Origin of the sequence: Nonomuraea rubra (assembly GCF_014207985.1) — a bacterium.
Classification (GTDB): Bacteria; Actinomycetota; Actinomycetes; order Streptosporangiales; family Streptosporangiaceae; genus Nonomuraea; species Nonomuraea rubra.
Genome location: NZ_JACHMI010000001.1, coordinates 2904252 through 2924018, shown reverse-complemented (window position 1 = coordinate 2924018; position 19767 = coordinate 2904252). Strand labels below are relative to the sequence as shown.

Annotated in this window: 19 protein-coding genes; 13 read left to right on the top strand and 6 right to left on the bottom strand. The window is 70.8% G+C overall.

Features of this window, described 5'->3' with window-relative positions; genetic code table 11:
* The first annotated feature begins 28 nt into the window (after positions 1-28).
* Entirely contained in the window at positions 29-1030 is a 1002-nt protein-coding gene (locus HD593_RS13310; RefSeq protein WP_185102475.1) for an amidohydrolase family protein, read from the top strand.
* Between the two features lie 42 nt (positions 1031-1072).
* On the opposite strand, the gene HD593_RS13305 is transcribed toward HD593_RS13310, so the two are convergent.
* Complete coding sequence (locus HD593_RS13305; protein ID WP_185102474.1) at positions 1073-1492, bottom strand: MarR family winged helix-turn-helix transcriptional regulator; 420 nt, start codon at positions 1490-1492, stop codon at positions 1073-1075.
* Positions 1493-1560: 68 nt separating this feature from the next.
* Here HD593_RS13305 and HD593_RS13300 point away from each other — a divergent pair, with 68 nt between their 5' ends.
* The 7 genes from HD593_RS13300 to HD593_RS13270 all read left to right on the top strand — a co-directional run bounded on the left by HD593_RS13300 (position 1561) and on the right by HD593_RS13270 (position 8092).
* The gene (locus tag HD593_RS13300) at positions 1561-3294 is read left to right on the top strand and encodes an ABC transporter ATP-binding protein (RefSeq protein WP_281402454.1); all 1734 of its coding nucleotides are present in this window, start codon (positions 1561-1563) and stop codon (positions 3292-3294) included.
* A 104-nt stretch (positions 3295-3398) separates the two neighbouring features.
* Positions 3399-4652, top strand: coding sequence for an MFS transporter (locus HD593_RS13295; protein ID WP_185102473.1), 1254 nt, complete (start codon positions 3399-3401; stop codon positions 4650-4652).
* 111 nt (positions 4653-4763) lie between these two features.
* The gene (locus HD593_RS13290; protein WP_185102472.1) at positions 4764-5198 is read left to right on the top strand and encodes an Hsp20/alpha crystallin family protein; all 435 of its coding nucleotides are present in this window, start codon (positions 4764-4766) and stop codon (positions 5196-5198) included.
* Positions 5199-5259: 61 nt separating this feature from the next.
* Positions 5260-5571, top strand: a complete 312-nt coding sequence (locus HD593_RS13285; protein ID WP_221524747.1) for a MerR family transcriptional regulator — start codon at positions 5260-5262, stop codon at positions 5569-5571.
* Positions 5572-5606: 35 nt separating this feature from the next.
* Positions 5607-7160, top strand: a complete 1554-nt coding sequence (locus HD593_RS13280; RefSeq protein ID WP_185102471.1) for a gamma-glutamyltransferase family protein — start codon at positions 5607-5609, stop codon at positions 7158-7160.
* Between the two features lie 23 nt (positions 7161-7183).
* A complete protein-coding gene (locus HD593_RS13275) occupies positions 7184-7735 on the top strand; it encodes a hemerythrin domain-containing protein (RefSeq protein WP_185102470.1) in 552 nt (183 codons plus the stop codon).
* Between the two features lie 33 nt (positions 7736-7768).
* Entirely contained in the window at positions 7769-8092 is a 324-nt protein-coding gene (locus HD593_RS13270; protein ID WP_185102469.1) for a DUF5709 domain-containing protein, read from the top strand.
* Here HD593_RS13270 and HD593_RS13265 read toward each other — a convergent pair.
* Positions 8085-8738, bottom strand: a complete 654-nt coding sequence (locus HD593_RS13265; RefSeq protein WP_185102468.1) for an HAD family hydrolase — start codon at positions 8736-8738, stop codon at positions 8085-8087. The two genes, HD593_RS13270 and HD593_RS13265, sit on opposite strands and share 8 nt — an antisense overlap.
* A gap of 80 nt (positions 8739-8818) precedes the next feature.
* Between HD593_RS13265 and HD593_RS13260 the strand changes: the two genes are divergently transcribed.
* Positions 8819-10822, top strand: coding sequence for a catalase (locus tag HD593_RS13260; protein WP_185102467.1), 2004 nt, complete (start codon positions 8819-8821; stop codon positions 10820-10822).
* 110 nt (positions 10823-10932) lie between these two features.
* Positions 10933-11535, top strand: coding sequence for a Uma2 family endonuclease (locus HD593_RS13255; protein ID WP_185102466.1), 603 nt, complete (start codon positions 10933-10935; stop codon positions 11533-11535).
* Here HD593_RS13255 and hrpA read toward each other — a convergent pair.
* Both hrpA and HD593_RS13245 read right to left on the bottom strand, forming a co-directional pair.
* The gene (gene hrpA / locus HD593_RS13250; RefSeq protein ID WP_185102465.1) at positions 11525-15394 is read right to left on the bottom strand and encodes an ATP-dependent RNA helicase HrpA; all 3870 of its coding nucleotides are present in this window, start codon (positions 15392-15394) and stop codon (positions 11525-11527) included. The two genes, HD593_RS13255 and hrpA, sit on opposite strands and share 11 nt — an antisense overlap.
* A gap of 92 nt (positions 15395-15486) precedes the next feature.
* Positions 15487-15846: a VOC family protein gene (locus HD593_RS13245; protein WP_185102464.1), complete on the bottom strand. Its 360-nt coding sequence runs from the start codon at positions 15844-15846 to the stop codon at positions 15487-15489.
* A 58-nt stretch (positions 15847-15904) separates the two neighbouring features.
* Between HD593_RS13245 and HD593_RS13240 the strand changes: the two genes are divergently transcribed.
* Positions 15905-16342 (top strand): MarR family winged helix-turn-helix transcriptional regulator, encoded by a 438-nt coding sequence (locus HD593_RS13240; RefSeq protein WP_185102463.1) that lies wholly within the window; start codon positions 15905-15907, stop codon positions 16340-16342.
* Positions 16343-16360: 18 nt separating this feature from the next.
* Here the strand turns inward: HD593_RS13240 and ppgK are convergent, their stop codons facing one another.
* Entirely contained in the window at positions 16361-17095 is a 735-nt protein-coding gene (gene ppgK, locus HD593_RS13235) for a polyphosphate--glucose phosphotransferase (RefSeq protein ID WP_185102462.1), read from the bottom strand.
* 218 nt (positions 17096-17313) lie between these two features.
* On the opposite strand from ppgK, the gene HD593_RS13230 reads away from it, so the two are divergent.
* Together HD593_RS13230 and HD593_RS13225 are read left to right on the top strand one after the other, a co-directional pair.
* Positions 17314-18357 (top strand): TIGR03118 family protein, encoded by a 1044-nt coding sequence (locus tag HD593_RS13230; RefSeq protein ID WP_185102461.1) that lies wholly within the window; start codon positions 17314-17316, stop codon positions 18355-18357.
* Positions 18358-18465: 108 nt separating this feature from the next.
* Positions 18466-19110, top strand: a complete 645-nt coding sequence (locus HD593_RS13225) for a TenA family protein (RefSeq protein ID WP_185102460.1) — start codon at positions 18466-18468, stop codon at positions 19108-19110.
* Here the strand turns inward: HD593_RS13225 and HD593_RS13220 are convergent.
* Positions 19107-19685 (bottom strand): HAD family hydrolase, encoded by a 579-nt coding sequence (locus HD593_RS13220; RefSeq protein ID WP_185102459.1) that lies wholly within the window; start codon positions 19683-19685, stop codon positions 19107-19109. The genes HD593_RS13225 and HD593_RS13220 overlap by 4 nt on opposite strands.
* Positions 19686-19767: the final 82 nt, after the last annotated feature.

The following is a 19767-nucleotide window of genomic DNA, read 5'->3' as shown; positions in this document are numbered from 1 at the left end:
GAGGGCTAGTTCTTGACGGGGAGTGGGGATGCCGTCCGCGAAGCGTGCCAGGCCGATGATGGGCAGGCGCGCGCCCGCGCCGGTCGTGATCCACTCCGCGCCGCTCGTCCTGCCGATGTGCGCCGATCCGGTGCGCGACGGCGCGGTGGCGACGCGCGGCGAGCGGGTGCTCTCCGTGGGTCCACGGGCGGACCTGCTGTCGGCCCATCCGGCCGCCGAGGAGGTGCGCTGGCGGGGCATGATCGTGGCGGGCCTGGTGGACGCGTGCTCGGCCGTGCCGTCCGCCGCGCCAGGGGTGACCGCGCGGGCCCGCGTGGTGTCCGACCTGGCCGATCCCGCCGGCTTCCCCGGCATCTCGTACGTCGCGGTGACCAGCGAGAGCGAGCAGGAGTGGGAGGACAGCGAGCGGGACGCCGTCATCACCGCCATCCGCGAGGTCGACCGGCCCTGCGCGGTCGGGATCGCGGTGCACACCCGCGATCCCCTGGTGCTGGAGGACGTGTCCGTGCTGGCCAGGACGTTCGGGCTGCGGCTGCTGGTCGACCTGGACCGGCACTCCCCCGCGGCGCTGGACGAGGCGGGGGCGCTGGGCCCGCTGTGCCACGTGGTGTGCGCCAGGCCGCTCGACCCCGGCGAGCGCAAGCTGCTGCGGCTGCGCAGGACCGTGGTGGCCCTGTGCCCGGCCGCCGAGGACGCGCTGGCCCTGCTGGAGGAGGGCAACGTCGTGGCCTTCTGCGACACCGGCCCGTCGGGGCCGCTCGGGCTGGCCGCGGCCGTGCGGCGGCACGTGCGCGGGCGGGGCCTGCGGCCGCGCGGGCTGGACCGCAGGCTGGTGGAGGCCGCCACGCTGGGCGGTGCCAGAGCGCTGGGCCTGGACCGGGGCAGGGGCCGGATCGGGGCGCTGGCCCCCGGAGCGCGCGCCGACTTCGCGGTCTACGACGCGCGGGGGCGGTATCCGTACTCCGCGCTGCTGGCCGAGCCGCCGTGCCTTGGCACGGTCGTCGGCGGCGCTCTCGCCGCGTCGGCCTGAGCCTGGGCACGGTCGTCGGCGGCGCTCGCCGCGTCGGCCTCATCACCGGAACTGGGCGTCCACCAGCCTCAGCAGCTCGCCGAGCTGGTCGCGCTGATCCTGCGAGAGCACCGCGAACAGCTCCTCCCCCGCCTGCCTGCGCGCGTCGCGGGCCCGATCCGCCATCTCCCGGCCCTCGGGCGTGATCACGAGCAGGGTCGAGCGGCGGTTGGCCGGATCGACCTCCCTGCGCACCAGCCCGGCCTCCTCCAGCGCGTCCACGACCGGCGTGAGCGAGCGGGGCACGATGCGCAGCTCGTCGGCGAGCCTGACCATGCGCATGGGCCGCTCGGCCTCGGCCATCGCCCGCAGCGCCCGCGCCTGGCCGGGGTTGAGCCCCAGCGGCACCAGCCGATGACTGTAGCCGTGCCGCAACCGCTTGCCGACCAGGAACAAGAGCTCGGAGAGCTCCTTTTCTTCCATGCGATCAGTTTAGCGGAACAATTATGAGTTAACCTCTGTTTGAGTGGACATCTGAAAGGAGGCACCACTTGGCGGAGGAACCCCGTGCGCCACTCCGGCGCATCGTCAAGCTGTTCGGCGCCTACCGCGGCCGCCTGAGCGTGGTGGCCTCGCTCATCCTGCTGTCGTCCCTGGTCTCGCTGGCCTCGCCGTTCCTGCTGCGCGAGGTGCTGGACGTGGCGATCCCGGCCAGGGACGCCGGGATGCTCACGCTGCTGGCGCTCGGCATGATCGTCGTGGCGGTCACGACGAGCGTGTTCGACACGCTGCAGACGCTGGTCTCCACCACGGTGGGCCAGCGGGTGATGCACGACCTGCGCATCGCCGTCTACAGCCACCTCCAGCGCATGTCGCTGGCCTTCTTCACCAGGACCAGGACCGGCGAGGTGCAGTCGCGCATCGCCAACGACATCGGCGGCATGCAGGCGGTCGTCACCTCGACCGCCGCCTCCCTCGTCTCCAACCTGACGACCGTGATCGCCACGATCGTCGCCATGATCGCGCTCGACTGGCGGCTGACGCTGATCTCGCTCGTGCTGCTGCCCGTGTTCGTGTGGATCAGCCGCAAGGTCGGCGCCGAGCGCAAGCGCATCACCTCCGAACGGCAGCGCAAGCTGGCCGGCATCGCCTCGATGGTGCAGGAGTCGCTGTCGATCAGCGGCATCCTGCTGGGCCGTACGATGGGGCGCGCCGCCGAGCAGACCGAGCGCTTCGGCAAGGCCTCCCACGAGCTGGCCGAGCTCGGCGTGCAGACCAGCATGGCCGGGCGGTGGCGGCAGTCGTCCATCCAGATCGTGATGGCGGCCATGCCCGCGGCGATCTACTGGGCCGTCGGCCACACCGGGTCCATCTCGGTGGGCACCCTGGTGGCCTTCACCACGCTGCAGACGAGCCTGTTCAGGCCGGCGGTCTCGCTGCTGCGGCTCGGGGTCGAGGTGCAGACCTCGCTGGCGCTGTTCGGGCGCATCTTCGAGTACCTGGACCTGCCGGTGGACATCCATCCCGGCACCCGGCGGCTCGACCGCGTGCGCGGTGAGGTGCGCTTCGAGCACGTCGGCTTCTCCTACGACGACGCGCCCACGCTGACCGACGTGGACATCACGGTGCCCGCCGGCACGAGCCTGGCGATCGTGGGCGAGACGGGCTCGGGCAAGACCACGCTGAGCTACCTGCTCCCCCGCCTGTACGACGTCACCGGCGGGCGCGTCACGATCGACGGCACGGACGTGCGGGAGCTGACGTTCGAGACGCTGAGCGACGCCGTCGGCGTGGTGTCGCAGGAGACGTACCTGTTCCACGCCTCGATCGCCGACAACCTGCGCTTCGCCCGCCCTTCGGCGACCGACGAGGAGCTGGAGGAGGCGGCGCGGGCGGCGCGCATCCACGACCACATCGCCTCGCTGCCCGACGGCTACGACACGCTGGTGGGCGAGCGCGGCTACCGCTTCTCCGGAGGCGAGAAGCAGCGCCTGGCCATCGCCCGCACGCTGCTGCGCGACCCGCCGGTGCTGATCCTGGACGAGGCCACCAGCTCGCTGGACACGCAGACGGAGCTGGCCGTCCAGCAGGCGCTCGACGCGCTGGCGCGGGGCCGTACGACGATCACCATCGCCCACCGCCTGTCCACGATCCGCGACGCGGACCAGATCGTCGTGCTCGACCACGGGCGCGTCGTGGAACGCGGCACCCACGACGAGCTGATGGCCAAGGGCGGCCACTACGCGGCGCTGGTGAGCCGCGATCAGCCCGTGGAACTCGTCTAGTTCAGTTTTAAACGTGTCTTGCCTCACATTCCGGCTGGACCGGAATCCGCCCGCCTGAACGGTGCGTTTGTTCCCGCGGTGCATCGTCAAGGCAAGGACCCGTTTTGTCTCCCTCTTCCTCCACGTTCAGAGCCCTGCGTCATCACAATTACCGGCTCTGGGCGGGAGCAGACATCGTCTCCGTCACCGGCACCTGGATGCAGGTGCTGGGCGTCAACTGGCTCGTCCTCACGCTGACCGGCTCGGCGACCAGCGTCGGGCTGAGCCTCGTCATGCAGGCCCTGCCGACGCTGCTGTTCGGCATGTGGGGCGGCGCGCTGGCCGACCGCTTGCCCAGCAGGCCGGTCGTGGTCGCCGCGCAGCTCGCGCAGGCCGGGCTCGCCGCCGTGCTGGCGGTGATCGCGTTCACGGACGTGCGCTCCGTGCTGCCCATCTACGCCGTGGCCCTGGCCGGCGGCCTGATCTCCGCGCTGGGCGGGCCCGCGCTCGGCCGGTTCGGCGCCGAGGTGGTGCCGCCCGCCGACCTGCCGAACGCGATGGCGCTCGGCTCGATCATGAACTCCGCCGGCCGCATCCTGGGCATGAGCCTGGCGGGCGTGCTGCTGCCGTTCGCCGGCATGGGCGGCCTCTTCGTCATCAACGCCGCCAGCTTCTTCGTGGTGATCGCGGCCATCGCGGCCATGCGGCGCGCGGAGTTCCACGTGCTGGCCTCCGCCGCGCGGCAGCCCGGCGCCGTGCTCGACGGGTTGCGGTACGTGCTGCGCACGCCGTGGCTGCTGGTGGTCCTGGCGCTCTGGTTCGTCTCGGGCAGCGTCGGGCGCAACTACCAGGTCACCATGGCGGCCATGAGCGCCGGCCCGCTGGAGTCGGACGCCGCCGGCTACGGCCTGCTGTCCACGGTCTTCGCCGTCGGGACCGTGCTGGGCGGCTTCCTGGCCGCCACCAGGCCGCACCTGACCCTCAGGCTGCTGCTCATCACGGCGTTCGCGACCGGGGTGGCGCAGGCGCTGAGCGGGCTGATGCCGTCGTTGTGGACGTTCGCGGCCATGATGCTGCCGATCGCGGCCGGCGCGGTGGCGATCGACACCACCGTCAACGCCCGGGCACAGCTCGACAGCCCCGAGGAGATGCGCGGCCGGGTGATCGCGGCCCTGTCCATCGTCAGCGCGGGCGCGGGCGCGGCCGGCGGGCCGCTGCTCGGCTGGCTCAGCGACACGCTGGGCCCGCGGGTGGCGCTGGAGGCAGGCGGCGTGTCCTGCGTGGCGGCCGCCCTGATCACGGCCGTGGCGCTCACCAGGCTGTCCGGGCGTACGATGCGCCAGGCCGTCAGGGTACGGCCGAGCCTCGAGAACGCCTGACCTCTCCGGAAATAATCGCCCACCCCTCTTGGTTGGATCTCAGTGAGCAGGTAACCTACAACTGAAGTTAGAGGTTAGCTGCAACCGAGCATCCAGCGGAGGAGGATGGACATGTTGTTGACCTCGATCGACCCGTTCTTCCAGGAGTTCGAACGGCAGTTCAACCGCCTGGCCCGCCAGACCTTCGACAGCACCGGCAACGCCGTGATGCCGATGGACGGCCTGCGCCGCGCGGACGACGTGCTCCTGCGGTTCGACCTGCCCGGCATCGACCCCGACTCCATCGAGGTGACGGTGGACCGCGGCGTCCTCAGCGTCAGCGCCCGCCGCGAGGAGGAGATCGGCGGCGACGAGCGGCTGTTCGTCCGCGAGCGCACCATGGGCACGTTCACCCGGCGGGTCTACCTGTCGGAGCACCTCGACAGCGACCAGATCGACGCCGGCTACGCCAACGGCGTGCTCACCGTCCGCATCCCGGTCCTGGAGCGGGCCAAGCCGCGCAAGGTGGAGATCCAGCGCGGCGAGACGAAGGCCATCAAGGCCTGATGCGCGCGGTACGGGGGCGGGCGGGTTCCGCCCGCCCCCGCGCCACGAGGAGAATGGAATCATGCCGGACCTGCCGTTCGACGACGAACACGCGCCCCTCTACTCGCTCGGGCAGGTGGCGGAGATGCTCCAGGTCCAGCAGGCGTTCCTGCGGCGGCTCGACCAGCACGACGTCATCAGGCCGAGCCGGTCGAGCGGCGGCCAGCGGCGTTACTCGCGCCGCGACATCATCATCGTGCAGCACGTGACGCGCATGACCCAGGAGGGCATGACGCTCATCGCCATCCGCCGCATCCTGGAGCTGGAGCGCGAGGTCGCCGTGCTCCGCCGGCAGCTCAAGGAGGCGCACGCCCGGCTGCGCGATCTGGAGTGAGCCCGCGACCGCGGGCGGGCGCGTAGCCTCGTCTCGTGCACAACACCAGATACGCACCCTCCGGCATGGTGTGCAGCGTCGACCACCTCGCCTCGGCGGCCGGGCTGACGATGCTGGAGCGTGGCGGGTCGGCCGCGGACGCGGCCATCGCCACCAACGCCGTGCTCGCCGTCGTCGCCCCGCACCTGTGCGGTCTCGGCGGCGACCTGTTCGCCCTGGTCCACGATCCCGAGCAGGGAGGCGGGCCGAGCGCGCTCAACGCCTCGGGACGGGCGGGATCCGGCGCGGACCCCGCCCGGCTGCGGGCCGAGGGCCACACGCGCATGCCGCACCTGCACGACATCAGGTCCGTGCCGGTGCCGGGCTGCGTGGACGGCTGGGCGGCGCTGCACGCCCGGCACGGCCGCCTGCCGCTGGCGGAGCTGCTCGCGCCGGCGATCCGGCTGGCCGATCACGGGTTCCCGGCCTCGCCGCTGATGCAGGCGGGCGCCGTGGCCGCGGCCCGACGGCCAGGGGGTGGCGACTTCGCCTCCGTACGCGCCGCGGGTGACCGCGTCACCAGGCCGGGCGTCGCGCGGGCGCTGCGCGCGGTGGCCGGACGCGGCAGGGACGGCTTCTACCTGGGCGAGTTCGGGCAGGGCCTGGTCGAGCTGGGCGCCGGCGAGTACACCGAGGGCGACCTGGCCGCGCCGGGCGCCGACTGGGTCGAGCCGCTGAAGGTCCGCGTGTTCGGCCACGACGTCTGGTCGATGCCGCCCAACTCCCAGGGGTACCTGCTGCTGCGCGCGCTGGCCATCGCCGAGGGGCTCGACCTGCCTGCCTCGCCGCACGACCCCGTCTGGGCGCACCTGCTGGCCGAGTCCGCCAGGGTCGCCGGGCACGACCGGCTCGACGTGCTGCACGAGGCCGCCAAGGACCTGCTCGACCCGGCCGAGACCGCCAGGCGGCGGGCGCTCGTCAGCCGGGACTCCCGGCTGCGGCTGCGGGCTCCGGCCGAGCCTGGCGACACGACGTACCTGTGCGCGGTCGACGCCGACGGCATGGGCGTCTCGCTGATCCAGTCGAACGCGGCCGGGTTCGGCAGCATGATCTTCGAGCTCCGTACCGGGATCAACCTCCACAACCGCGGCATCGGCTTCTCCCTCAAGCCCGGCCACCCCGCCGAGTACGGCCCCGGCAGGCGCCCGCCCCACACCCTCACGCCCGCGCTGATCACCCGCCGCGACGGCACGCTCAGATCCGTGGCCGGCACGATGGGCGGCGACGCGCAGCCCCAGATCCTGCTGCAGGTCGTCACCCGCCTGCTGCTGCACGGCGAGGAGCCGGGGCAGGCGATCTCGGCGCCGCGCTGGCGGCTGGGCACCGGCGGCACCGGGTTCGACACCTGGGACTCCCCCGACGACTCCGTGCTCGACCTGGAGGAGGGCGCGAGCTGGGCCGACGGCCTGGCGGCGGCCGGGCACCGGGTGGCGGCGCTGCCGTACGGGAGCTCGTTCGGCCACGCCCACCTGATCGACGTGCGTTCCGACGGGATGCTGGCCGGCGCCGCCGACCCGCGTTCGCTCGTCGGATCCGCGATTGGACGCTGACCGTCCGGGTAGCGAGCCACACCATGGCTACGGACGTCATCACCCTCATCACGCAGGACCACAGGGTCGTAGAAGGACTCTTCGACCAGCTCAAGAAGCGGCAGGGCGACCAGCAGGCGCTGGTCGCCGAGCTGCACGCGCTCCTGATCGCGCACGCGCGCGCCGAGGAGGACCGCGTCTACCCGGGCATCGACGCCCACCACAGCGTCGAGGAGCACAAGGAGGCGGAGGTCCTCCTCGACTCGCTCGTCCGCGCGCGGCCCGGCACGGCGGAGTTCGCCAAGGCCCTCGACGAGCTCATCGAGTCCGTCAACCACCACGTCGAGGAGGAGGAGACCAAGCTCCTGCCCTCGCTGAAGAAGGCGGTGGACGCCAAGGAGCTGGAGCGGCTCGGCAAGGCGTTCCAGCAGCGCAGGGCCGAGGAGCTGCAGGCGCTGGGCGGCCCGGGATCCGGCGGGGCGGGTGAGCCCACCAAGGCCGAGCTGTACGAGCGGGCGCAGCAGGCGGACATCCCCGGCCGCTCCCAGATGGGCAAAGAAGAGTTGGCCCAGGCGCTACGGGACGCCAAGTCCTAGGATTCCGGCCCGCTCCCTGGGTAGGGGGCGCGTATGACCGAAACACCTCCGAACCGGCACGGCATGGCAGATGAGCAGGAGATCGAGGTCACCGAGTGGACCGACGACCTCGGCTTCCGCCACGAGATCGTCGACGACGACCCGCAGCGCAGGGACACCCTCGACGAGCGGCTGCGGCGGGAGGCTCCCGAGCGCCTGCACGAGCCACGCCCCAAGCACCGGCTGACGCAGCCGGACGAGGGGCTGGAGCCCGACCGGGACGACGAGGAGATCGGTGTGGACTACCTCGACGACAACGACGACCTGTCGGCCGAGGAGCGGGCCGTCCGCATCGATCCCGACGAGAACCTCACGTGAGCCGTTCCAGGACGGGCACGAGGGCAGGCAGGTCGTCGACGATCACGTCGGCGGCCTGCGCTTCGCGGCGCTCGGCATGCAGGTAGCCCCACGGGCCGCGGCGCAGCAATGCCGTCCGCATGCCCGCGGCGGCGGCCGGCAGCACGTCGTTGTCGAGCCGGTCCCCGACGTAGAGGATCTCGGCCGGCTCGCGGCCCGCGACGGCGGCCACCTTGGCGAAGAAGCCCGCCTCCGGCTTGGACACGCCCCACCCCTCGGAGGTGTGCACGGAGTCGGCGGGCAGGTCCATGGCGACCAGCGCGTCGTAGGCCCGGCGGGGCTGGTTCCCCGCGATGATCACCTGGCGGCCGGTGGCGCGGATGGCCGACAGGGCCGCGCGCACGTCGGGGTAGAGGTCGCCGGCGTCGAAGTGGTTGCGCAGGCCGGTGGGGTCGTCCCGCTCCCAGGCGGCGTCCTCGGCCTCCAGATCGAAGCCCGGGCGGATGAGCCGGAAGGCGTCGCCGTGCGGGCGGTCCAGCGCGGCCATCCCGCCGAGCGCGCCCATCAGCACGAAGGGGCTCACGCCCAGCCGTTCGGCCCAGCGCGTCCAGATGCGCGTCTCGTCGATCAGCGTCTCACCGACGTCGAACACCACGGCCTTGATCATCGATCCCCCCACCCTGTTTCACCTCAGCTGTCTGGGCACTAGCACACACCGGACGAAATATCCGTAAGGGGGATCTTTTCATGCAACCAGAGCGTGACGCGAAGGACCGCCAGCTCGACGAGCACCGCGTACCTCTCGACGACCTCAACATGACCACCGACCAGGGCACCCGGGTCGACGACACGGACAACTCGCTCAAGGCCGGCACCCGCGGGCCGACCCTCATGGAGGACTTCCACTTCCGCGAGAAGATCACCCGCTTCGACCACGAGCGCATCCCCGAGCGGGTGGTGCACGCCAGGGGCTCGGGCGCGTACGGGGTCTTCGAGCTGTACGAGCCGCTCGGCGAGTACACCTCGGCCGCGTTCCTGAACGACACCTCGGTCAAGACGCCCACCTTCGTGCGCTTCTCCACCGTGGCGGGCTTCCGCGGCTCGGCCGACACCGTACGCGACGTGCGCGGCTTCGCCACGAAGTTCTACACCACCCAGGGCAACTTCGACCTGGTCGGCAACAACTTCCCCGTCTTCTTCATCCAGGACGGCATCAAGTTCCCCGACTTCGTGCACGCCGTCAAGCCTGAGCCGCACAACGAGATCCCGCAGGCGCAGTCGGCGCACGACACGTTCTGGGACTTCGTCCAGCTCCAGCCGGAGTCGCTGCACATGGTCATGTGGCTGATGTCCGACCGGGCGATCCCGCGCAGCTACCGGATGATGCAGGGGTTCGGGGTGCACACGTTCCGGCTGGTGAACGCCCAGGGGCAGGGCACGTTCGTCAAGTGGCACTGGCGGCCGAAGCTGGGGACGTACTCGCTGGTGTGGGACGAGGTGCTGCGCGTCCAGGGCAACGACCCCGACTTCAACCGCCGCGACCTGTGGGAGGCGATCGAGCGCGGCGCCTACCCCGAGTACGAGCTGTGCGTGCAGCTCGTGCCCGAGTCGCGCGAGCACGACTTCGACTTCGACCTGCTCGACGCCACGAAGATCATCCCCGAGGAGCAGGTGCCGCTGCGGCCCATCGGCAAGATGACGCTGATCCGCAACCCGCAGAACTTCCACGCAGAGACCGAGCAGGTGGCCTTCCACACGGCCAACCTCGTGCCCGGCATCGACTTCACCAACGACCCCCTGCTCCAGGCCAGGAACTTCTCCTACCTCGACACCCAGCTCCTGCGCCTCGGCGGCCCCAACTTCCCGCAGATCCCCATCAACAGGCCGATCGCCCCCGTACGCAACGACCAGCGCGACGGCTTCCACCAGCACCTGATCCACGAGTCGCGCACCAGCTACGCCCCCAACTCCATCAGCGGCGGCTGCCCCGCGGCCATGGACGGCTACCGGCACTACCAGGAGAAGGTGGAAGGCTCCAAGATCCGCAAGCGCAGCCCCAGCTTCGAGGACCACTACAGCCAGGCCACGCTGTTCTGGAACAGCATGGCCGACTGGGAGAAGCGGCACATCGTGGCCGCCTTCCTGTTCGAGCTCGGGCACGTGGAGCGCAAGCACATCAAGGAGGCCATGGTCGTCCACTGCGGCAAGATCCACCCCGACCTGGGGGCCGCGGTCGCCCAGGGCCTCGGCCTGCCCGCACCGGGCGGCGGCCAGGTGCACTCCAACGCCTCGCCCGCGCTCAGCATGACCGGCCAGCCGCGCAGCGTCGCCACCCGCAAGATCGCCATCCTCATGGCCGACGGGACGGACGCCGCCGCCGTCACCGCCTTCCGCCAGGCCCTCGAAGGCCAGGGGGCGATCTGCGAGATCGTGGCGCCGCACGAGGGCGAGGTCGGCGGGCTGCCGGTGGACCGGCAGCTCAGCGCGGCCAACTCGGTCATCTACGACGCCGTGGTGGCGACCGACGGGGGTGCGCTGGCCGCTTCGGCGCGGGCCGTGTTCTTCGTGCTGGAGGCGTTCAGGCACGGCAAGGCCGTCGGGGCCGTGGGGTCGGGGCGGCAGCTCCTGGAGGCCGCCCGGCTGCCGAACGACACGGGGGTGATCGTGGGGGACGACATCGCGAGCGCCTTCGCGGAGGCGGTGGCGGGGCATCGGTTCTATGACCGGGACGTGTCGGGCGTGCCCGCGTGAGACCTTGTCGGCCGCTTCCGCTACGAGCGGAGGCGGCCGATTCTGTCGCTAAGGGTGATGGTCCGGTGACATACTTAGCGTACCCGTTCGAACACGAAGGGACAGAGCCGATGGTGGCCATGGCGATCGAACCTCCGGCGGCCCAGCCCGAGACGGCCGGCGAGCCCATGTTCCAGACCACAAGAGAGTTGTTCGATGCCCTGCCCCCCCTCCCCGGCTTCCGGGTCGAGCTCATCGAAGGGAACCTGCTCGTGAGCCCGCTCGGCAGCCCGGAGCACTCCTGGAGGGCCGCAGACCTGCACGATGCCCTCTTTCCGCTGCGCAAGGAACGCGGCTGGAGCGGATCGCCCCAGGGTCCGGGCATCTGCATCGAAGGCCCCCGAGACTCGGCCTCCCCGGATTATGTGTTGAGCCCGCCCGACTGCAACCGATGGGGAAACGAACTGTTGTCATCCGGGGTCATCATGGCCGCCGAGATCGTCTCACCCAGCAGCATCCATACCGACCGCGTGGCCAAGCTGCATCTCTACGCGCTCGGCAAGATTCCGGTCTACCTTCTGATCGATCCGATCGCGCAGCCGCCGGTCGTCACCGTCTACAGCAACCTTCAAGACGGCGAATACCGCACGGCCACCTCCGTGGCGATGGGGAAGGTCATCTGCCTGCCCTCGCCCATCGACTTCGAGCTCGACACCTCCATGATCAGGGCGTGAGCTTCTCCAGCGCCTTCGCGATCCGCTTCTCCGACACGGGCGTCGGCGTCCCCAGCGTCTGAGCGAAGAAGCTCACCCTCAGCTCCTCGATCATCCACCGGATCTCCACCACGTCCGGGTCCCCCCGCCGCGCCGGATGCAGCCGGTCCAGCACGTCGTGATAGTCGTCCTCGACCTTGTGCACCCGATCCATCCACTCCTGATCCCGCCAGGGCTCCTCGGGCAGCTTGGTCAGGCGGCGGTCGATGGCCCGGATGTAGCGCAGGAGGTCCGGCAGCCGGCGATAGCCCGTGGCGGTCACGAAGCCCTTGTACACCAGCTTGCCGAGCTGATCCCGCACGTCCTGCGTCGCCGCGCTCGCCCGCAGCGCGTCCAGGCGCACGTTCGACTCGTGCCAGACGCTGAGGATCTGCTCCACCCTGGCCAGCACGTCCCGCGCCGTGTCGTACAGGTGGGCGCGCACGTGCTGGTAGAGGCGGTCGAAGCCGACCGGGTCCCAGGCGGGGCCGCCGGCGTCGAGCATGAGCTTGTCCACGGCGGCGTTGACCACGTCGTCGAACAGGGCCACCGCCCCGCCGTGGGGGCTGCGCGACAGGGCCAGCTTGGCCTGGTTGGACAGGCCGCCGAGCAGCGACTTGGCCGGGTTGGTGACGTTGAGCAGGAGGAGGCGGCGGACGCCGGGCCAGTGGGAGCGGCGCTGCTCGGCCTGGGTTTCGAAGATCTTGATGGAGACGGAGTCACCCGCGTCCACCAGGGCCGGGTAGCCCTTCATGCGGCCCTGCTCGAAGACCTTGGGCAGGGTGCCGAAGCTCCAGGTGTGCAGGCCGGTCTGCTCCAGGTCGTCGCCGGCCTGAGAGAGCGTCTGGCGCAGGCGGGGCGCCAGGCGGCGCTTGAGCGCGTCGAGGTCCTTGTCCTCGGCCACCGTGCGCTTGCGCTCGTCGATCACCCGGTAGGTGATGCGCAGGTGGTCGGGCACCTGGTCGAGCTGCCAGGCGTCGCGCGGCACGCGGATGCCCGTCAGGCGCAGCAGCTCGCGTTCGACGGCCTCCAGCAGCGGCTCGCCGCCCTGCTTGACGCCGGCGAGCACCTGCTTGGCGTAGTTGGGGGCGGGCACGAAGTTGCGGCGCACGTTCTTCGGCAGGGAGCGGATCAGCGCGGTGATCAGTTCCTCGCGCAGGCCGGGGATCTGCCAGTCGAAGCCGTCGGAGTTGACCTGGTTGAGCACCTGGAGCGGCACGTGCACGGTGACACCGTCGGCGTCGGCGCCCGGCTCGAACTGGTAGGTCAGCCGCATCCGCTGGCCGAGCTGTTTCCAGGTGTCGGGGTAGTCGCGGGCGCTGATGTCGGCGCCCTCGTTGACCAGCATCTCCGGCGAGAACGTGAGCAGGTCGGGCTGCTCCTGCCTGGCCTTCTTCCACCAGGAGTCGAAGTGGCGGGCCGAGACCACCTCGGCCGGCACCCGCTGGTCGTAGAAGTCGAACAGGGCCTCGTCGTCCACCATGATGTCGCGGCGGCGGGCGCGGTTCTCCAGTTCCTCGACCTCGCCGAGCAGGCGGCGGTTGTCCCTGAGGAACTGGTGGTGGGTGTCCCAGTCGCCCTCGACCAGCGCGTGCCTGATGAACAGCTCGCGCGACAGGTCGGGGTCGATGCGGCCGTAGTTGACCTTGCGGCCGGTGACCAGCGGCACGCCGTACAGGGTGACCTTCTCCAGGGCGATCACGGCGCCCTGGTTCTTCTCCCAGTGCGGCTCGGAGTAGGTGCGCTTGACGAGGTGCTGCGCGAGCGGCTCGACCCAGTCGGGCTCGATCTTGGCGTTGACCCGGGCCCACAGGCGGGAGGTCTCCACGAGCTCGGCCGACATGACCCACTGCGGCTGCTTCTTGGCCAGTGCCGAGCCGGGGAAGATGGCGAAGCGGGCGTTGCGGGCGCCCAGGTACTCCTGGATCGGCCTGCGGCCGTCGGCGCCGCGCTTCTCCATGACGTCCTTGACGCCGATGTGCGACAGCAGGCCGACGAGCAGCGAGGCGTGCACGTGGTACGGGTCGGCCGGGCCGCTGTTGGGCTGGGCGCCGAGCGACTGGCGTACCTGGCTGTAGATGTCCTGCCACTCGCGTACGCGCAGGTAGTTGAGGAACTCGGCCTTGCACAACCGCCGGAACGCGCTGGAGGACAGCTCCTGCTGCTTCTCGCGCAGGTAGTTCCACAGGTTGAGGTAGGCCAGGAAGTCGGACTCGGGGTCGGCGAAGCGGCGGTGTTTCTCGTCGGCCTGCTGCTGCTTGTCGGAGGGGCGCTCGCGCGGGTCCTGGATGGACAGGGCGGCGGCGATCACCATGACCTCGCGCAGGCAGCCGTTCTTCTCGGCCTCCAGGACCATGCGGCCCAGGCGCGGGTCCACGGGGAGCTGGGCGAGCTTGCGGCCGACGCCGGTGAGCTTGTTCTGGGCGTCGAACGCGCCCAGCTCGTGCAGCAGGTTGACGCCGTCCTTGACCTGGCGGCGGTCCGGCGGCTCGACGAACGGGAACGCCTCGATGTCGCCCAGCCCGATCGAGGTCATCTGGAGGATGACCGAGGCCAGGTTCGTCCGCAGGATCTCGGGGTCGGTGAACTCCGGCCGGCCGAGGAAGTCCTCCTCCTCGTAGAGCCGGATGCAGATGCCGTCGGAGGTACGCCCGGAGCGGCCCTTGCGCTGGTTGGCGCTGGCCTGCGAGATGGGCTCGATCGGCAGGCGCTGCACCTTGGTGCGGTGGCTGTAGCGGGAGATGCGGGCGAAGCCGGGGTCGACGACGTACTTGATGCCCGGGACGGTGAGCGAGGTCTCGGCGACGTTGGTGGCCAGCACGATGCGGCGGCCGGTGTGGCGCTGGAAGACGCGGTGCTGCTCGGCGGCGCTGAGGCGGGCGTAGAGCGGCAGGATCTCGGTGTTGCGGAACTCGGCCTTGGCCAGCGCGTCGGCGGCGTCGCGGATCTCCCGCTCGCCCGACAGGAACACCAGGATGTCGCCGGGCCCCTCGCCGATCAGCTCGCGGCAGGCGTCCACGATGCCCTGCGTCTGGTCGTCGTCCTCCTCCAGCGGCCGGTAGCGCACCTCCACCGGGTACGTGCGGCCGGACACCTCGATGATCGGCGCGTCGTCGAAGTGGCGGGAGAAGCGCTCGGGGTCGATCGTGGCGCTGGTGATGACGACCTTGAGGTCGGGGCGCTGGGGCAGGAGCTGTTTCAGGTAGCCGAGGATGAAGTCGATGTTGAGGCTGCGCTCGTGGGCCTCGTCGATGATCAGCGTGTCGTACTGGTCGAGCAGGCGGTCGTTCTGCAGCTCGGCCAGCAGGATGCCGTCGGTCATGAGCTTGACCAGGGTGCGGTCGCTCGCCTGGTCGGTGAAGCGCACCTTGTAGCCGACCACCTCGCCGAGGCCGGTGCCGAGCTCCTCGGCGATGCGCTCGGCGACCGTGCGGGCGGCGATGCGGCGGGGCTGGGTGTGACCGATCAGCCCGCGTACGCCCCGGCCCAGCTCCAGGCAGATCTTGGGGATCTGGGTGGTCTTGCCGGAGCCCGTCTCGCCCGCGATGATCACGACCTGGTGGTCGCGGATGGCCTCCAGGATGTCGTCCTTGCGCTGCGATACAGGCAGGTTTTCCGGATATTTCACTACCGGTACGGCTTCGCGGCGCCGTACCAGTCGCTGTTCCGCCCGCTCCAGGTCGGCCAGGATCTCCGCGGCGATCTTGTCGCGCGCGTCGCGGGAGCGCACGCGGCGCATGCCGTCGAGCCTGCGCCGCAACCGCCGCTGGTCTCGCGGCATGAGGTCGGGCAGGCGGGACTGGAGCTCGGCGAGTGGAGAGGACAACGAAGGCGTTCCCATACTGCTTTCAGGATATTTGAGCCCCGCATCCCCGGAGCCAACCGCCCATGGTGCCTGACGCGCCCGCCTCGCGCATCCCAATATCGCCGTGTCTAGCGATCGTGAATCGTGATCACGTAACCCTCGGGGCCCTCGAAGCTGAACGTCCGCCCGAAGGGGCCGTCCACGGGCGGGGTCACGATCGGCACGCCCGCCGCCTGGAGGTCGTCGTGCAGCCGCTGGGCGTCGCCGGCCTTGAGCCAGAGCGCCACGCCGGCCCCGGGCCGCTCCGGCAGCTCGACGCCGGGCAGCGGCTCCCGTACGGCGAAGGCGATGGGCTCGGTGGCGAACACGACGGCGTGCGGCGGGGCGGCGGGATTGCGGACGAGACCGAGGTGCTTCTCGTAGAACGCGGCGGCCCGCTCGAGATCCCGGACCTGCAGCGCGACGAAGTCGATTCCGGTGACAGTCATGAAACGTCCCTCCCATGTCAGAGCTTTGACATGGGAGAGCATATGTCAGAATTCTGACATGACACAAGAGGACGCCACCCGCACGATCGGCTACCAGCTCAAGCGGGTCCAGGCCGCCCTGCGCGCCGCCATGGACGGCGCCTTGCGCGCGCACGGGCTCACCACGCCGCAGTACGCGTGCATGGAGCTGCTCGGGCGGCAGCCCAGGCTGTCGAACGCGGAGCTGGCCCGAGGCGCGTTCGTGACGCGCCAGTCGATGAACGTGGTCCTGCGGAACCTGGAGGACGCGGGGCTGGTGTCGCGGCCCTCGACCGCGCCGTCGGGCCGCGCGCTGCCCACGCGGCTGACGGAGGCGGGGGAACGGACCCTGGAGGCGGCCAGGGCCGACGTGCTGGCGATCGAGCGCCGGATGACGGCCGGGCTGGACCGGGCCCAGGCGGAGGTGCTGCTGAGGCAGCTCGACGACATGGCCGACGCCCTCTCGGGCCCGGCCTGACCGCCAGGGGGCGAAGCGTCAGCGGACGGTCTGCACCCGGCCCGCGGCCGCGTGGGCGACGCCGATGATGCCCGCCTGGTTCTGCAGGGCGGCGGGCACCACGGGCGTGGCGAGGTGCACGTGCGGCAGGAACTTCTGCGCCTTCTTGCTGACGCCCCCGCCGATCACGATCAGCGACGGCGTGAACAACATCTCGACGTGGCGCAGGTACTCCTCCACCCGCTCCGCCCACTTGTCCCAGCCCAGGTCGTGCTTCTCCCTGGCCCGGTCCGAGGCGTGGTGCTCGGCCTCCTTGCCGTTCAGCTCCAGGTGCCCCAGCTCGGTGTTGGGCACCAGGGTCCCGTCCACGAACAGGGCGCTGCCGATCCCGGTGCCGAACGTCAGCACCAGGATGGTCCCCCGGTGCCCCTTCCCCTCGCCGAAGCGCACCTCGGCCAGGCCGGCGGCGTCGGCGTCGTTGAGCACCGTGGCCCCGCCGAACAGCCGCGCCGCGTCGACGCCGACCCAGGAACGATCCACGTTGGCGGCCGACCTGATCACGCCGTCCACGACGACCCCGGGGAAGGTGACCCCGACCGGACCGGTCCAACCGAAATGTTCGGTGATGGTTCGCACCACCCCGGCCACCGCGTCCGGCGACGACGGCTCGGGAGTGGGGATGCGCAGCCGCTCTTCCAGCAGCTCACCGGCCTCTGTGTCGACCGGCGCGCCCTTGATGCCCGAGCCGCCGATGTCGATGCCCAGCACGTTCATGATCCTCTATCTACCCCGCAGGCGCGAAAAACTCTAATTCCGGGCCCGGCTGAACCCCGCCTCCCCCCACCGCGTATCTCGCGTCACAAGCGCTAACTAGGAGGCAACGGATGCGGCCACGCATCATCACACTCTGCGCTGTTGCGGTCGTCTTGGGAGCGACTCTCACCTCTCCCGCACACGCCACCACCAGGACGCGATTCGACGTCATCAACCTTGTGTCGGACGTTCAGGGCAAAGCCCCGGTCACCGACCCCAAGGTCGTCAACCCGTGGGGCCTGGCCATGGGCAAGACACTGTGGGTCTCGAACACCGGCACCGGTAGCGCCACCGTCTACTCCGGCACGGGCAAGAAGGAGAAGACGGAGGTCGCCATCCCTGGCGGAGCCCCGACCGGCCAGGTGTTCAACCCCGGCGAGGGCTTCACCGTCAAGGGCAAGCCCGCCACCTTCATCTTCTCCAGCCCGAGCGGCGCCATCAGCGGCTGGAACGCGGAGGCCGACCCGGCCAACGCGATCATCGCGGCGTTCACCCGCGGCGCCGACTACAAGGGGCTGGAACTCGTCCAGACCGAGGACGAGGCGTTCCTGCTGGCCGCCGACTTCGCCAGCGGGCGCATCCACGCCTTCGACGAGGACTTCAGGCGCATCCCGCTGGGCCGGTCGCAGTTCAGGGACCGGGCACTGCCGAGGGGCTACAACGCCTACAACGTGGCGGTGGCCAACGGCAACATCTGGGTCGCCTACGCCCTGCGCGACCCGAGCACCGGCAAGCCCGTGTTCGGCAACGGCAAGGGCTTCGTCAGCCGCTTCAACGCCAGCGGACGCCTGACCGGCCGCATCTCCCGCGTCGGTCTGAACGCCCCCTGGGGGATCACGGCCGCGCCCAAGGGCTGGAACCGGAGCGAGTACCGGAACGCGCTGCTGGTCGGCAACTTCGGCGACGGCACCGTCCACGCCTACCGCAGCGGCCGGCACCTGGGCTCGCTGCGCACGTCCGAGGGCAAGCCGATCGTGCTGCCCGGCCTCTGGGACCTCGAGCCGGGCACCGCCGCCACCGGCGGCGAGAGCTCGCTGTGGTTCTCCGCCGGCATCGACGGCACCAAGCACGGCCTGATCGGAGTCATCGCCCCGCAGGGCACGAAGGTGAGCTCCAACGGTGCGGCGAGCACGCCGTCGAGCAGCCCGACGCACCCCTCGGGCCACCAGTCGAGCGCCCCGAATACCCAGCCGCCCTCCCAGAATCCCTACGGCGGGTACTGACAGGCGCTCTGCCGCCGCCGCCCCCTGGCCTGGCGAGAAGCGCAGCTCGCCCAGCACGGCGAGGGGGCGGCGGTCCATCCAGCGGTACAGCCTCTAGAGTCCGGAGCCATGAGTGAGCAGACGTTCAGCGAGTGGCTGAGGCAGCAGTGCGAGCCCGAGTGGACGGCGGTGGTGACGCACCCGTTCGCGACGGCGATCACCGAGGGAACGGTGGCCGGCGATGACATGCGGCGCTACCTGGAGCAGGACTTCCAGTTCGTGGACTCCTTCACGGCACTGCTCGGCGCGGCCGTGGCCGCCGCCGACACGTTCGAGGCGCGGGTGCCGTACGGCACGTTCCTCGGGCAGGTGGCGACCACCGAGGAGAAGACGTACTTCCACCGGGCGCTGGCCGAGCTGGGCGGGCGGACCGAGGTGCCGCTGGAGCCGGTGACGGCGGCGTTCAGGCGGCTCATGGACGAGGTGCGGGTGTCGCAGGACTACCTGCTGATCGCCGCCGTGCTGTGCGTGGCCGAGTGGTGCTACCTCGGCTGGGCCTCGCGGGCGGCCGGGCCGCCGCCGGAGAGCTTCGTGCACCGGGAGTGGATCGAGCTGCACGAGGGCGAGGAGTTCCGCGCCTGGGTGGCCTTCCTGCGCGGGGAGCTCGACCGGCTGGGCGAGGGGCTGGGCGAGGAGCGGCGCCGGGAGGTGCTGGGCGTCTTCCGCCGGGCCGTGGAGCTGGAGCTGGCCTTCTTCGACATGGCCGCCGGCTAGCCCAGCACGGCCGCCAGATCCTGAAAGGTCCGGTAGTGGATGCCGGTCATGCCAAGCGCCCTGGCGGCCTCCACGTTCGGCAGCCGGTCGTCGACGAACAGGCAGCGCCCGGGCTCGGCCCCGGCCCGCTCCGCGGCGATCTCGTAGATGCGCGGGTCGGGCTTGGCCACGCCGACCCTGGCGCTGCTGACCACGTCGTCGGCGAAGTACGTCAGCCCGAGCCGGTCGATGTGCTCCTCCAGCGTGTCCATGGCGTTGGTCACGATGATCACCGGCACGTGCTCCTGCGCCCTGGCCAGCAGCTCCTTGACCTGCTCGTCCACCCAGAAGCCGATCTCGATGAACTCGGCCACGGCCTGCCGCGCGCGCTCGTCGCCGCCGAGCGCCGCCACGATCGACTCCGCCCACTGCGCCTCGGTGACGTGGCCGAGCGTCGGCGGCAGGATCAGCTCGGGGTCGAAGGCCGTCTTCATCAGGGGCAGGCCGTAGCGGGCCTCGATGTCGGCCTGGGCGGCGTGGTCGAAGTGGCGCAGCACGCCGTCGAAGTCGGTGAGAACCGCGTCGAAGAGGAGCACAGAACAGCATTCTGCCCCACACCGGCACCCCGGGGGCGCCCGCCACAGGTACCGGGACGACCGGCGGCACTACCATCTCCGA

Excerpts from the sequence above, each read along its gene's own strand:
- HD593_RS13290 (WP_185102472.1), top strand. The coding sequence starts at position 4,764 with ATGTTGTTGACCTCGATCGACCCGTTCTTCCAGGAGTTCGAACGGCAG.
- HD593_RS13285 (WP_221524747.1), top strand. The coding sequence starts at position 5,260 with ATGCCGGACCTGCCGTTCGACGACGAACACGCGCCCCTCTACTCGCTC.
- HD593_RS13310 (WP_185102475.1), top strand. The coding sequence starts at position 29 with ATGCCGTCCGCGAAGCGTGCCAGGCCGATGATGGGCAGGCGCGCGCCC.
- ppgK (WP_185102462.1), bottom strand. The coding sequence starts at position 17,095 with ATGAACGTGCTGGGCATCGACATCGGCGGCTCGGGCATCAAGGGCGCG.
- HD593_RS13225 (WP_185102460.1), top strand. The coding sequence starts at position 18,466 with ATGAGTGAGCAGACGTTCAGCGAGTGGCTGAGGCAGCAGTGCGAGCCC.
- HD593_RS13260 (WP_185102467.1), top strand. The coding sequence starts at position 8,819 with ATGCAACCAGAGCGTGACGCGAAGGACCGCCAGCTCGACGAGCACCGC.
- hrpA (WP_185102465.1), bottom strand. The coding sequence starts at position 15,394 with ATGGGAACGCCTTCGTTGTCCTCTCCACTCGCCGAGCTCCAGTCCCGC.
- HD593_RS13270 (WP_185102469.1), top strand. The coding sequence starts at position 7,769 with ATGACCGAAACACCTCCGAACCGGCACGGCATGGCAGATGAGCAGGAG.
- HD593_RS13255 (WP_185102466.1), top strand. The coding sequence starts at position 10,933 with ATGGTGGCCATGGCGATCGAACCTCCGGCGGCCCAGCCCGAGACGGCC.
- HD593_RS13305 (WP_185102474.1), bottom strand. The coding sequence starts at position 1,492 with ATGGAAGAAAAGGAGCTCTCCGAGCTCTTGTTCCTGGTCGGCAAGCGG.
- HD593_RS13275 (WP_185102470.1), top strand. The coding sequence starts at position 7,184 with ATGGCTACGGACGTCATCACCCTCATCACGCAGGACCACAGGGTCGTA.
- HD593_RS13245 (WP_185102464.1), bottom strand. The coding sequence starts at position 15,846 with ATGACTGTCACCGGAATCGACTTCGTCGCGCTGCAGGTCCGGGATCTC.
- HD593_RS13240 (WP_185102463.1), top strand. The coding sequence starts at position 15,905 with ATGACACAAGAGGACGCCACCCGCACGATCGGCTACCAGCTCAAGCGG.
- HD593_RS13265 (WP_185102468.1), bottom strand. The coding sequence starts at position 8,738 with ATGATCAAGGCCGTGGTGTTCGACGTCGGTGAGACGCTGATCGACGAG.